The following is a 12,400-nucleotide window of genomic DNA, read 5'->3' on the forward strand; positions in this document are numbered from 1 at the left end:
TGGGCGTCGCGCTTGCCTGCATCGGCCAGGCGCCGGAAATCGGACGGGCACGGGAAATCGTCAGCGCGATGTGGCTGAAATCTGTTTCGGATGATGCGTTAGGGATTTGTATCGACTGAATAAACGCTTGCCTGGAGGTGGAAGCGTGTGTCGAAGGATATTGCGAGGATAAAAATGGCAGGGGCGGCTGGATTCGAACCAACGCATGGCAGGATCAAAACCTGCTGCCTTACCGCTTGGCGACGCCCCTGTGTGGAACGGGCGGAAATTTACCAACAATTTGCGGCAATGGGAAGCCCGAATTGAAAAAATATCCAAAAAAACAGCCGCTTAGTAGCAACGAGCTTGGTGGAACGCCGAACCGCCGCGGCTGGAACACCGCCGATCCATGCACCCTCCCCTATAACCAGCTAAGGTAGCACTCGACCCCGGCATTCGAACCGGCACCGACAATTATCGCCCCCGTGGAGCGCCCATGACCGCGCACACCCCAGAATCCTCCCCCGGCGAGCTGGCCGCCTTCATCGACAGCCATTTCGCCGAGCGCGGCATCCGCCCCGAGGGCGTCATTGCCCAGTCCTGGTACCGCAGCGTCACCCAGCACCGTCTCGACCCGGGCCACCGGTGCGTGGACAACGTGCTCAGCGCAGCCGAGATCCGTCATCACCAGGCCCAGCACCAGGCTTACCTGGCGATCGCCAGCCAGGGTGTCAGCGGATTGGCCAAACGCGTGGTGGACGCAGGTTTCGCCGTGCTGCTGAGCGATGAGCACGGCATCACCCTCGACGCCCGCCTGCCCAGCCAGCAAAGCCCCTACACCCGCTCCGGCCTGATTGTCGGCGCGCGCTGGGACGAGTCCATCGCCGGCACCAACGGCATCGGCACCGCACTGGCCTCCGCCCAGGCGCTGGTGATCCACCGCCAGGAGCATTTCCTGGCGGCCAACGGCCGGCTCAGTTGCTCGGTATCGCCGATCTTCGACGCCCAGGGCCAGCTCCAGGGCTGCCTGAACGCCACTTGCCTGAACAGCGAAGGCCCCAAGCAGGCGCAGTTCCTGACCTTGCAGCTGGTGATCATGTACGCGCGATTGATCGAGAACACGCATTTCCGCCAGCGCTACCGCAACCGCCTCACCCTGGCGCTCAAGCCCCGCGACGACATCACCGATCTTGCCAACGAGCAGTTGCTGGCTCTGGATGAAAGCGGCCGGGTAATCGGCGCCAACCGCGCGGCCTTCGTGGCTCATCAGGAGCGCCAGTCGCCGCCCTTGATCGGTCGCCCCATCGAACAGCTGCTGCCGGCAAACATCGACCAACTGCTCGGTCATACCCGCGGCGGCGCCTGCGGTACGCAATTGCGGGCACTGGCGGACGAAAGCCTTCTCGAAGTGGGCCTGCGCGTGCCGGCCGGCTATCGCCACGCACCGGCCCTGCAGGCGCCCCGCCTGCCCTCGTCGCATCCGGACCTGGAGCAACTGACGGGCAACGACCCAGGCCTGCAGCAAGACGTGGGACGTTTGCGCAAGGTGCTGGACAAGGACATCGCGATCCTGCTGACCGGCGAGACCGGCACCGGCAAGGAAGCCTTCGCCCGCGCCGTGCACCAGGCCAGCCTGCGCCGCCACGGGCCGTTCGTGGCACTCAATTGTGCTGCCATTCCCGAGTCGCTGATCGAAAGCGAACTATTCGGGTACCACAGCGGCAGTTTTACCGGCGCAAACCGCAAGGGCATGAAAGGCAAGCTGGAGCAGGCCAACGGCGGCACTCTGTTTCTTGACGAAATCGGCGACATGCCGGCCCACCTGCAGACCCGGCTGCTGCGGGTGCTGGCGGAGCGGGAACTGGTGCCGATCGGGGCGTCGGCGCCAGTGTCGCTGGATATCCAGGTGGTGTCCGCTACCCATCAGGACCTGGCGGGGATGATCCGGGAAAAGCGCTTCCGCGAAGACCTGTATTACCGGTTGAGCGGCATGCACCTGCCGCTGCCACCGTTGCGCGCGCGCAGTGACCGGGCCGAATTGATCGAACGGGTGCTGGCGACTCAGCCAGGAGGGCGATCGCTGCGGCTGAGCCCAGAGGCCCATCGCTGCCTGTTGGCCCAGCGCTGGCCGGGTAATGTGCGGCAGTTGATCAACTGCCTGCGTTACGCGTCAGCGTTGGCGGAGGATGGGCTTGTGGAGATGGATTGCCTGCCGGTGGAATTGACGGCGATGGCCAAGACCGTGGCGCCTGTGACCCAGGTGCCTGTGGAAAGACTGGAGCAGGAACTGGAGGATGTCGAAGCACGGCACCTGCTGAGGGTCTTGCGCGAACAGCGCTGGAACATCAGTGCCGCCGCCGAAGCCGCAGGAATCTCGCGCTCTACCCTCTACCGGAAGATGAAGCGCCACGGCATCGTGGCGCCGAACCTGCTGGCCTCCATGAATCCCCCGGCGCCCACAGATATCCCGTAGGAGCGGCCTCGTGCCGGGACGCCGGACCGCGCGAAGTGAGGGCAAAGCCCTCACCGAAGCGCAAAATGACCAGGCAATGCGATATCAGCAGGGTACACAGAATGCGTCGTGCTGCATCCAGCTGCATCCAGCTGAGTCTTCCTGCGTCTGGGCGATTTTGGGGCCGCTGCGCGACCCTTTCGCGCGGTCCGGCGTCCCGGCACAAGGCCGCTCCTACGGGTCCAGCGCGGCGCCGGGCCAGCGCCATGCCTGTCGACGCCCCGAACCGCAGCGATAGGGCCAGCACAGGCGGCCGATCAGGCCTGGATGTACACCACATGCGTATGCATGTACTCATACAACCCATGCTTGCCATCCGCGCCGCCAATCCCCGACTTGCGCGTCCCGGCGTGATAGCCCTGCATCGCCTCGAAGTTCTCGCGGTTGATGTAGGTCTCGCCAAAATCGATCTCGCGGCTGGCCTTGAGCGCGGCGTTCAGGTCGCGGGTATAGATCGATGACGTAAGCCCATATTCGCTGTCGTTGGCCAGCGCGATCGCCTGGTCGATGTCATCGACCACCTGGATCGGCAGCACCGGGCCGAAGATTTCCTTGCGCATGATTTCCATGTCCGCCGAACATCCCGCCAGCACCGTCGGCTGGTAATGAAAACCCGCCCCCAGGTCCGCGACCTGCCCGCCGGTCACCACCTGGGCGCCCTGCTCGCGCGCCGTGCGCACCATCTGCGCGACCTTGTCCAGCCCGGCCTGGTTGATCAGCGGGCCCATGTCCAGGTCTGCCTGCTTGAGCGGATCGCCATAGCGGGTCGCTGCCATGGCCTGGGCCACCTTGTCGATGAACGCATCCGCCACCTTGCGCTCCACATACACCCGTTCGGCGCAGTTGCACACCTGCCCGGTGTTGATCACCCGGGAAGCGGTGATGGCCCGGACCGCGAGGTCGAGGTCGGCATCGGCCAGGACGATGGCCGGGGCCTTGCCGCCCAGTTCCAGGTTGAGCTTGGTGATGTTGGGCGCAGCCGCAGCCATGATGCGCGCGCCCGTGGCCACGCTGCCGGTGAAGCTCACCAGGTCGATCCCGGCGCTGCTGCTCAGACCATGGCCGACAGTGCTGCCCTGGCCGCCGACCACGTTGAATACGCCTTTGGGCAGATCGGTCTCGGCCACCAGCCTTGCGAACTCGAAGCAGTTGATCGGGGTTTCTTCGCTGGGCTTGATGACAATGGTGTTGCCGGTAAGCAGGGCTGGCGCCATCTTGCGGGCGATGAGAAAGAACGGGAAGTTCCACGGCAGGATGCCCGCCACCACGCCCAGCGGCTTGCGCAGCAGGAAGATGTGTTCGTTGGCGCGGTCGCTGGTCAGTACTTCACCCTCGAGGCGCCGCGCCCACTCGGCCATGTAGTCCAGGTAATCCGCAGTGAAATTGACCTCGACCTCGGCCAGCGCCGGGACCTTGCCCTGCTCGGCCGTAATGATGTGCGCAAGCCGCGCGGCGTTGCTGCGCACCTTGGCGGCGATCTGGCGCAGGTAGCCCGCGCGCTCGATGGCGGGCTTGCCGGCCCAGCCTTTCTGCGCCCGGCGGGCCGCGGCGATGGCTTGCTCGACCTGGTCTGGCGTCGATTCGGGCACATGGCCGAGCAGTTCGCCACTGGCGGGGTTGAACACCTCCAGATGCGCGTCGGTGGCGAGAAAGACGTTGTCGATATAGTTCTGGTAGGGGGCGTCTTGCATGCTGTGTCACTCCTTGGAGTCGTTGTCGGCCAATGGCTGGGAAACCTTGCTTGCAACCGGCTTGGCGCTGAACTGCTGCCAGGCATCGCCTTCGCGCTTGAGGTCATGGGCACGCTTGATCAGGTACTGGTGCACCTGTTCCACCTGCTCGGGCTTGAGCGCATCGGCGAAGGACGGCATGCCGTCCGGCACCCGGCCACCGTAGAGGATGCCGAGGAACATGCCGTGCTTCTCGCTGGTGAGCTTGCGCAGGTCAGGCAGCACACCACCGCTGACGGCATGAATGCCGTGGCATTGCGAGCAGTTGCCGTCGTACAGCGCCGCGCCCGCGGCCACGGTGGCCGCATCGCCGCTCAGCGCCGGAGGCTCGGGGGCATCGGCCGGTGGTGGAGGCTCGCGCAGGGGCGCCGTGCCGCCCAGCTTGTAGGTCAGCACCTGGGAAAACGGCTGGACCCCGGCGCGCAGCGACAAGGCGCCGGCAAAGGTCGAGAACGCCCCGCCCCAGCCTGCCATGAACGTCACGTATTGCTCACCGTCCACCGAATAGGTCACCGGTGCCGCCATCACGCCACTGGCGGCAGGTGACTCCCAGAGCTTTTTGCCGGTGTCGGCGGCGTAGGCGATCACCCGGCCGTCGGCGCTGCCTTCGAACACCAGGTTGCCTGCGGTGCTGAGCGTACCGCCGTTGAAGATGGTGATGTAGGGCACCTCCCACGCCGGCGCCTGCTTGACCGGGTCCCAGGCGATCAGCTTGCCGGACCAGGTCTTGGCCATCTCCAGCAGTCCGTCCGCGCCCTCGGGCATCATGCCGGTCTTCATGCCGAGCTGGTAGACGCTCTTGAAGGGGTTGCGCTTGGGCGCATCGGGAATGTGCTCGTAATAGGCCGACATGATGTGCGCGGGGATATACACCAGCCCGGACTTCGGGTTGTAGGACATGGGGTGCCAGTCATGGGCGCCCCAGAAGGCCGGGGTCACCAGCTTGCGCTTGCCGTCTTTCCAGTAGGCGGCGGCTTCGTCGTCGACGATAGGCCGGCCGGTCTTCATGTCGATGCCCTTGGCCCAGTTCACCGGGACGATGTTCTTGGCCGAGAGCAGCTCGCCCGTGGCACGGTCGAGCACATAGAAGAAGCCGTTTTTCGGGGCCTGCATCAGTACCTTGCGCTGCTTGCCGTTGATCGGCAGCTCGGCGAGGATCATGTGCTGGGTGGCGGTGAAGTCCCAGGCATCGCCGGGGGTGGTCTGGTAGTGCCAGGCGTATTCGCCGGTGTCGGCATGGACGGCGACGATGCTGGACAGGAACAGGTTGTCGCCCTTGGCCTGGCTGCGCCACTTCGGGTCCCAGGTGGAACCGTTGCCCACGCCGATGTACAGCAGGTTCAGCTCTGGGTCGTAGGCGAACGAGTCCCATGCCGTGCCGCCACCACCCTGTTCGACGAAGGCGTCGCCATGCCAGGTCTTGCTGGCGATCTGCATGGCCTTGTCCTCGGGCGGCAGCTTGGGGTCACCGGGCACTGTGAAGAAGCGCCATGCCTGTTTGCCGGTCTCGGCCTCGTAGGCGGTCACGTAGCCGCGAACGCCGAACTCGGCACCGCCGTTGCCGATGATGACCTTGCCGTTGACCACCCGCGGGGCGCCGGTGATGGTGTAGCTGCGCGCCTTGTCGTTGCGGGTATCGACCGACCACACCCGTTTCCCGGTCTTGGCGTCGATGGCCTCGAGGCGCCCGTCGAGCACGCCGACGTAGACCTTGCCCTGCCAGACGGCCACGCCGCGGTTGACCGCATCGCAGCAGGCTTCGCCGGCGCGCTGGCGGTCGGATTGCGGATCGTACTTCCAGAGCAGCTTGCCGTTGCGGGCATCGAGCGCATAGACCACCGAGAAGGGACCTGTGGTGTACATCACCCCGTCGACCACGATCGGCGTGGCTTCGACGCCGCGGTCCAGGTCCAGCTTGTAGCTCCAGGCCAGGCCCAGTTGGCTGACGTTGCCGTCGTTGATGTGCGTGAGGGGGCTGAAACGCTGCTCGTCGTAAGTGCGCCCGTGGCTCATCCAGTTACCCGGCTCGTTGTCGGCGGCGGCGATGCGCTTGCCGTCGACTTCGGCGGCCATCGCCAGCGGCGAACAGGTCAACACCAGCGCCAGCATCGCCATGCGCAGGATCGTTACCGGGGCAGTCGGTGGTTGCTCCACCCTGGCGTTCGAGCGCCAGCACAGCAGGCCAGTCCGATTCATCGTGCTCTCTCCGATTCTTATTAGAGGCCGCAACCTGGTGTTGGGCCTTTCCATAAGAGCAACGCCTGTGCCAAAGCCTGGGCGTTGGGCCGAAAGCATCGTGCCAGAGCGGTTGGAGCCGTCACCAAGGTATGTTGATGGCTGCTTGCCTCATGCGACAGCCGTCCCACTGGAGACCCAGCTGACCCAGCGGTGACACACCTGTGTCAGCCCGGAAAAATCGGGTGAACATCGATTGGCCCGCTCGGTCACACACTGAACGCGAACTGCTGTGTGTACAGGGGCTCGATGTATCCGGGAGATCAGCGATGTCGAAATACCCAACCACCCCCGACGGCCGCTACTTCGTGGTCCGCGGCCGCCTTTGGCGCTGCAGCAATCCGGCGCTTGCAGAGGAGGTGCGCCAGCAGCTGGTCGATCAGCTGATGGCGGCACGGCGCGAGGTAAAACAGGCCAGGGCCGCCGATGACACCCTGCGCCTGCAGGCCGCGCGCAGGTCGGTCGATGCGGCCAAGATTGCGCTGGGCGAGCGCGGCCCGGTGTGGTGGAGCGATGGCGCGGCGGATCTCAACCGGCGCATGGTCGCCAATACGCCCTATGCGCCCTGGTACTTGCAGGTCTGCTCAGGGCTCGACCGCCCAGGACACCACTAAACCGCCGGACCTAAGCGAGTTGCTGCCATAGGTCTGATCACCGGTCCAGCCAATCCCGGCAGCCCAGACCCGTCCATTGGCAATGGTAAGCCCCCACAGCTCTGCCTGAGTGAGTGTCTGGCCCTGCAGCCGGCTCAGGTGGGTCACGTACTGCCAATGCTGCCCGCCATCGGCAGTGCGCATGACCAGGCCGCCCTTGCCCACCAGCCAGCCGCGGCGGGCATCCTGGAACCTGACCCGGGTGAAGCCGATGCTGTCGGAGAGGTCCATGCCGACCGGCGTATCGAGCGCGCTTTCCATCCATTGCGTGCCACCGTCGGCCGTGCACCAGACCTTGTAGCCGCCAGTCACGCAGCCGTGCCGCGGATCACTGAAGTCCAGGCCCATCAAGTGCGCGGTGGCGAGCGGCGCCTGGACTTTCTGCCAGGTCCTGCCCTGGTCGCCCGAGCGCAGCAAGGTGCCCCCGGAGCCGACCGCCCAGCCGGTCTGGGCGTCGACGAACTGCACATCCTGCAAGGCGATGTCCTTGAGCGGATAGGGCACCCGCTTCCAGTGCAGGCCTCCGTCCTGGGTGCGCAGGATGCGCTCTTCCCCGACCACCACCGCATGCTGCGCATCGGCGATCGCCACGCCATAGGCATCCCCATCGAATTCCAGCGCCTTGCGGGCCGGGTCGTCGAGGCGGGAGAAGACCTGGTTGTGGCGCTCCCAGCCTTCATGCCCAGGCGCGCGAGCCAGGATCACGCCATGGCTGCCCACGGCGAAAGCCGTGCCGTCGCGCGCCCACGTGGCGGCGCGCAAAACGTCGCCGTACTCGCTGAAACGCTCGGTCTGCCAGGGCGCAGCGCCCTCCCCCGACACTTCGCTCAGCTGCAGGCGCGGGCCGCCCACCGCCACAACCCGGTCCTGGGCGTCATGGGTGATGCTGTTGAAGAAATCCGACCCCCATACCAGTTGCACCGCCATCGGCAGGCCATCGGCATCGATCGAGAATCGCTCGGGGTCCTGCTGCAGGGTCGAGTACTGCACGTCACTGGCATTGTTGAGTTCGAAGCAGGAGTCATGGCGCGCCTGCTCGGTGCAATGCGGGAAGCGCCCAGTGGTTTCCACCGACGGCGTCGAGGTGTCATCGCACGCGCCCAGCACCAGGCTGGCGAGTGCGATGAGCACGAGTTTCTTGCAGCAAGCCATGTATCGCTCCACGTTTCCAGCGGGGTCCAGGACGCTTTTCAGGAACGAGAGACGATAGCATCTATACGCAGAAGTAGACAAAAACAAGCGGGTCATCCAGCCCGCTTCCTCAATGATGCTTGCGCAGGGCCTCGACCAGCTGCGCCTTGGTCATGCGCGAGCGTCCGGCGATGTCCTTGCTGCGCGCCTCCTTGAGCAGGCTCTCCTTGGTCTGGCTTTCCAGCGATTCACTGGAACCACGTGCATGCCCTTCCCGGGTCTTGACCGCGCGCGTGGCCGAATCGGACCTGGCGGTGTGCTTGCTGGCCGCAGGCGTGCGCTTGCCCGAGCCACCCGCCTTCTCGCCGCCTCCAGACTGCTTGTTAACCGTGGCCCAGGCGCGCGCCTCGGCTTCATCCTTGGGCACCCCTTTATCCTCGTACTCCTCCTCGATGTGCTGCGCCTTGCGCTTCTGCTCGGCGGTGTATTTGTCCTTGCTGCCTTGTGGCATGGCGATTACCTCGATTGAAGGTGTGTGGACTGCCAGGTGGTCACCAGCGTGCCTCCGGCGCCCGTTGCAGGGTCGGCCTCGGGCATGGGCACCTGGGCGATGCGCACCTTGGACGCCGCATGATTGGCACTGCCTGGGCGCTGCAGGTCGTACTCTTCCTGGCCTGCCGGATACGCCCCGACCACCAGGAAGTCGTCGCTGGCGTGCTCGCAGCGGTGCCCGGTGCCCGCCGGCAGGATCAATACATCTCCAGCCGCCAGCACCAGGGCCTTACCGGCCTCGCCCCCCAGCCTGACCCGTGCGCTGCCACTGGCGATGCCCAGTGCCTCATGGGCCGTGGAATGATAATGGTGGTAGTCGAAGATGCCGGAGCGCCACCGCGGGCGCCAGTGGTGGCGGGCAAACAGCGCTTCGAAGGCGCTGGCTGCATCGGACATGTCCGTGAGGCAGCGGTGATAGAGCACCACCGGCAAGGCGCTGTTAGGCGTCTCGCCGTCATCTTCGAAGTACAGCAGTTGCGCTTTCATGGTCGGTTACCTTTGCCAGGACACTCTTATTGAGAGCCACGGCGCTGGCGGGTCGTTCCCCCGGGCACAAGGGCACCGGTGGTCGGCCGGGCGCAGCCCTGGCGTCGCGAAGCGTACGCTTGGGGCCTTGGAGTGCCCGTGAGATCGAGCGCCGTGCGCTTGGGGCCTTGTGGCGCCGCACAGATCGAGCGCCGTGCGCTTGGGCCTTGTGGCGCCACAAAACCCCAAGCGCACGCTTCGCGCGGGCAGCAAGCCGTTCCCGGTCGAAGAGGCCTTGCCGCTGATCAGCGCTTGAGCAGGCGTTCGTTCTCGGCCAGGCGTTCCTTGATCAACCGCGCTTCTTCTTCCTTTTCCTTGATCGAGGTCGGAGTGACCACCTTGTCGATCGTCTCGGTATCCGGATCGGGCCGCTCGAGCACCGGCTCATCAGGATGACGGGGCTGGCCCTTCTGAGCCTCTTCGGACGACACAGGCCGAGGTGTCTTGTCGCCTGGGTTGCGGATTTCTGGGGCCTTGTCTCTATTCATGGTGGTCTCCTGGGGTGCAAGGGATAGCTTCAGGGCTGCTTCGAGGTCGAAGACGAGCGGGCATTGGTGTCCTCGGGGGTCGCCGGGCGCGAATGCAGATGGGTATGGCCGGTGCTGTCCTTGATCTGCACGACCTTGCCGGCCTTCCACGCGTCGGCGCCCGGCTGCACAGGATTGGGCTTGATCTCGGCACGTGCCTTGCGGCGCTCGTTGCTGTCGATGCCCAGGCGCTCGTCACGCTGGCGCACCATCGCAGGGTCGGCCTGGCCGTCGGCGGTAAAGCCCATCATCAGTTGTGGCATGCCAAGCGGCAGCGCGTTGTCCTGATCGGTGTGCCAGGTGTGCCAGGTCTTGCCGTAGGTATTGGCGAGCTTGGCCATCAGGCGGTTCTCGGCAACCAGCGGAATGCCCGGCGCCACCAGCTGGCCGGATTTCACCTCATGGGCATGACTGTGCCACAGGGCTTTTTCCTCGGTGGGCAAGCCGGCAAACAGGCGCTCGCTGATGATGTACTCCACACCCATCAGGCGCGCCTGGGCAGTGTTGCCATCGTAGATCGCGCACTGGATGACCTCCTCGTTCAACACCGCGCAGTAATGGTGGGCTTCCATCTGCACATCCGGATGACCGTTGTAGAAATGGAAGCCGTCGAGGTAGGCATTGAGCGCCTTGATCGGCGGCTGGGATTGCAGCGCATCGGCGCCGAGCTCCAGCGCCCGGGTCTGCGCGCTTTTGGGCGCGCCGGGCAAGTCGGTGGGCGAGCGGGTATCGGAGCCGCTGCAACCGGCCAGGGTCAATGAGATGCCTACCGCGACTGCCTTGCCGAACATGCCTGCTTCCTCTGCCGGATCGATGGGATGAATGCCCCGGGGTTATTCAGGAGAAAGCAGGCGCGCCCGAAAGTTTGATCTTTTTGCCCGGCGCTGCCTGCCGCAGGCCATTGGCATTTGCCATGAGGCTGGCTAAGGTTGAGCCATTCCCAGACAGAGCGGTTTGCCATGAAAGGCTTCATCTTCCTCCTGCTCGGCGCCCTGGGCGCGAGCGCGGCATCGGCCGGGCCAGCCACCATCAGCACGCCATGGACCCTGCAGGACCAGTTCGACAAGGCCTACAGCCTGTCCTCCGAAACCCGTGTGCTGCTGATCGCCCGCAGCATGTCCAGCGCGCGCCTGGTCAACCGTGCCGTGGAGGACAAGCCCAAGGGATTCCTGGACGCTCGCGGGGTCGTGTTTGTCGCTGACATCGAAATGATGCCCGCGCCGGCGAAGTGGATACTACTGCCCACGATGCGTTCGGCCAGCTACCGCATCCTGCTGGACCGCGACGGCAAGGTGGCGGACCGCTATGCGGGCGACCGCGACACTGTGCAATGGCTGGAGCTCAAGGATGGTAAGGTCGCGCGGGAGCAGCGCTTCGCCGACCTCGACCCGCTGCAGCGGGCCCTCGCAGCGTTGCCCTGAGGTGGATGCCGCGCGTCAGCAACTGCCTGCGCGGGCGAAGATCAGTTGCAGGAATCGCCCGATCGGCATGTCACAGTCAAACGCCTGGGCCAGCTGGCTCTGCGCCCGGGCCAGGTGCCCCTGCAAACGCTCGCGCACCTTCGCTTCGCCGCACAGGGCCACGAAGGTCGATTTGCCCTCGTCCTTGCCCGGGTCCTTTCCCGTGTCCGGATCGCGGTCGCGCAGGTCGTCATAGAGCTGGAAGGCTTGCCCAAGCTCCAGTGCGAAGCCTTGCAGGGCGCCGCGCACCGACGGCCTGGCATCTGCGATGAGGCAGGCCATGTCCATGATCGCGCTGAACAACACACCAGTCTTCAGCGTATTGGTCGCGGCGATTTCGTCGGCGGTGCGCGGCTGCGCGCCGTCACGCAGGTCCTGGAACTGCCCTTTGACCAGTCCCTGGGTGCCGATGGCGTTGGCCAGCAGCGCTACCAGCTGATTGCGCACCGGCGCCGGTACGGTCTCGATCGCCGCCACCAGGGCAAAAGCGCGCGACAGCAACGCGACCGCTGCGAGAATGGCCACATCTTCCCCAAAAGCGAGGTGCACCGTTGCGCGTCCGCGTCGCACCCGGGCGTTGTCCATGCACGGCATGTCGTCGAGCACCAGCGAAGCGGCGTGCACCATCTCTACCGCGCAGGCCAGGTCCAGGGCTGCCTGGTCGCAGGCGCCGAGACCATCGGCGGCAAGCATCAGCAGTAGCGGACGCATGCGCTTGCCCGGTGCCAGCGCCCCCTCGCGCATGGCCGACGCCACCAGGTCGCGCTCGCCGCTGGCCCTGGGCAGCAAGGCGTCAAGCCGCGTCTCCAGGTCCGCCCGCAGCCGCGCGAGGTGCTCGGCGAAGCTGACGTCTATGGTTACTGTCGGGTGTGCTGTCATCGTTCCCTCAAATCATCGCGGGCTGCAAAAACCCTGGTGTGTATCCCGGTGTCTATTCAGGTATAGCGGAATCGAATGACCCTGGCCGCAAAGGAACCACTGGCTCGCGCGGTTGCCTGAATGCGTGGTCCCGTACTAAACCTATGCAACTAACCATCGGTTGTACAACTCCTTGGTACAGGAAAGACCACGCGAAGCCCCGAATGATTCCTGGGCA

11 protein-coding genes and 1 tRNA gene are annotated in these 12,400 nt (G+C 65.3%); 3 read left to right on the forward strand and 9 right to left on the reverse strand.

Annotated features, from left to right (window positions below; translation table 11 throughout):
* Positions 1 to 175: 175 nt before the first annotated feature.
* Positions 176 to 250, reverse strand: a tRNA-Gln gene (locus AC0ZZU_RS06870).
* Positions 251 to 475: 225 nt separating this feature from the next.
* Here AC0ZZU_RS06870 and AC0ZZU_RS06875 point away from each other — a divergent pair.
* Positions 476 to 2,452: a sigma-54-dependent Fis family transcriptional regulator gene (locus AC0ZZU_RS06875; RefSeq protein WP_476339765.1), complete on the forward strand. Its 1,977-nt coding sequence runs from the start codon at positions 476 to 478 to the stop codon at positions 2,450 to 2,452.
* A gap of 296 nt (positions 2,453 to 2,748) precedes the next feature.
* Here the strand turns inward: AC0ZZU_RS06875 and aldA are convergent, their stop codons facing one another.
* Both aldA and AC0ZZU_RS06885 read right to left on the reverse strand, forming a co-directional pair.
* Positions 2,749 to 4,182: an aldehyde dehydrogenase gene (gene aldA / locus AC0ZZU_RS06880; protein WP_476339766.1), complete on the reverse strand. Its 1,434-nt coding sequence runs from the start codon at positions 4,180 to 4,182 to the stop codon at positions 2,749 to 2,751.
* Between the two features lie 6 nt (positions 4,183 to 4,188).
* Complete coding sequence (locus AC0ZZU_RS06885; protein ID WP_476339801.1) at positions 4,189 to 6,336, reverse strand: PQQ-dependent dehydrogenase, methanol/ethanol family; 2,148 nt, start codon at positions 6,334 to 6,336, stop codon at positions 4,189 to 4,191.
* Between the two features lie 389 nt (positions 6,337 to 6,725).
* On the opposite strand from AC0ZZU_RS06885, the gene AC0ZZU_RS06890 reads away from it, so the two are divergent.
* Positions 6,726 to 7,070, forward strand: a complete 345-nt coding sequence (locus AC0ZZU_RS06890; RefSeq protein WP_476339767.1) for a hypothetical protein — start codon at positions 6,726 to 6,728, stop codon at positions 7,068 to 7,070.
* Here the strand turns inward: AC0ZZU_RS06890 and AC0ZZU_RS06895 are convergent.
* The 5 genes from AC0ZZU_RS06895 to AC0ZZU_RS06915 all read right to left on the reverse strand — a co-directional run bounded on the left by AC0ZZU_RS06895 (position 7,041) and on the right by AC0ZZU_RS06915 (position 10,635).
* Complete coding sequence (locus AC0ZZU_RS06895; RefSeq protein ID WP_476339768.1) at positions 7,041 to 8,261, reverse strand: YCF48-related protein; 1,221 nt, start codon at positions 8,259 to 8,261, stop codon at positions 7,041 to 7,043. The genes AC0ZZU_RS06890 and AC0ZZU_RS06895 overlap by 30 nt on opposite strands.
* A gap of 109 nt (positions 8,262 to 8,370) precedes the next feature.
* On the reverse strand, positions 8,371 to 8,751 hold the full coding sequence (locus tag AC0ZZU_RS06900; RefSeq protein WP_476339769.1) for a termination factor Rho: 381 nt from the start codon (positions 8,749 to 8,751) through the stop codon (positions 8,371 to 8,373).
* A gap of 5 nt (positions 8,752 to 8,756) precedes the next feature.
* Positions 8,757 to 9,278: a cupin domain-containing protein gene (locus AC0ZZU_RS06905; RefSeq protein ID WP_476339770.1), complete on the reverse strand. Its 522-nt coding sequence runs from the start codon at positions 9,276 to 9,278 to the stop codon at positions 8,757 to 8,759.
* A gap of 284 nt (positions 9,279 to 9,562) precedes the next feature.
* Entirely contained in the window at positions 9,563 to 9,805 is a 243-nt protein-coding gene (locus tag AC0ZZU_RS06910) for a hypothetical protein (RefSeq protein WP_476339771.1), read from the reverse strand.
* 29 nt (positions 9,806 to 9,834) lie between these two features.
* A complete protein-coding gene (locus AC0ZZU_RS06915; protein WP_476339772.1) occupies positions 9,835 to 10,635 on the reverse strand; it encodes an OBAP family protein in 801 nt (266 codons plus the stop codon).
* 168 nt (positions 10,636 to 10,803) lie between these two features.
* Between AC0ZZU_RS06915 and AC0ZZU_RS06920 the strand changes: the two genes are divergently transcribed.
* Positions 10,804 to 11,265: a hypothetical protein gene (locus AC0ZZU_RS06920; RefSeq protein ID WP_476339773.1), complete on the forward strand. Its 462-nt coding sequence runs from the start codon at positions 10,804 to 10,806 to the stop codon at positions 11,263 to 11,265.
* Positions 11,266 to 11,280: 15 nt separating this feature from the next.
* On the opposite strand, the gene AC0ZZU_RS06925 is transcribed toward AC0ZZU_RS06920, so the two are convergent.
* A complete protein-coding gene (locus AC0ZZU_RS06925) occupies positions 11,281 to 12,183 on the reverse strand; it encodes a polyprenyl synthetase family protein (RefSeq protein WP_476339774.1) in 903 nt (300 codons plus the stop codon).
* Positions 12,184 to 12,400 lie beyond the last annotated feature (217 nt).

It is taken from the genome of Pseudomonas sp. JE3303 (assembly GCF_056312565.1).

Coding starts and splice junctions, on each gene's coding strand:
- AC0ZZU_RS06875 (WP_476339765.1), top strand. CDS start 476: ATGACCGCGCACACCCCAGAATCCTCCCCCGGCGAGCTGGCCGCCTTC.
- aldA (WP_476339766.1), bottom strand. CDS start 4,182: ATGCAAGACGCCCCCTACCAGAACTATATCGACAACGTCTTTCTCGCC.
- AC0ZZU_RS06885 (WP_476339801.1), bottom strand. CDS start 6,336: ATGGCGATGCTGGCGCTGGTGTTGACCTGTTCGCCGCTGGCGATGGCC.
- AC0ZZU_RS06890 (WP_476339767.1), top strand. CDS start 6,726: ATGTCGAAATACCCAACCACCCCCGACGGCCGCTACTTCGTGGTCCGC.
- AC0ZZU_RS06895 (WP_476339768.1), bottom strand. CDS start 8,261: ATGGCTTGCTGCAAGAAACTCGTGCTCATCGCACTCGCCAGCCTGGTG.
- AC0ZZU_RS06900 (WP_476339769.1), bottom strand. CDS start 8,751: ATGCCACAAGGCAGCAAGGACAAATACACCGCCGAGCAGAAGCGCAAG.
- AC0ZZU_RS06905 (WP_476339770.1), bottom strand. CDS start 9,278: ATGAAAGCGCAACTGCTGTACTTCGAAGATGACGGCGAGACGCCTAAC.
- AC0ZZU_RS06910 (WP_476339771.1), bottom strand. CDS start 9,805: ATGAATAGAGACAAGGCCCCAGAAATCCGCAACCCAGGCGACAAGACA.
- AC0ZZU_RS06915 (WP_476339772.1), bottom strand. CDS start 10,635: ATGTTCGGCAAGGCAGTCGCGGTAGGCATCTCATTGACCCTGGCCGGT.
- AC0ZZU_RS06920 (WP_476339773.1), top strand. CDS start 10,804: ATGAAAGGCTTCATCTTCCTCCTGCTCGGCGCCCTGGGCGCGAGCGCG.
- AC0ZZU_RS06925 (WP_476339774.1), bottom strand. CDS start 12,183: ATGACAGCACACCCGACAGTAACCATAGACGTCAGCTTCGCCGAGCAC.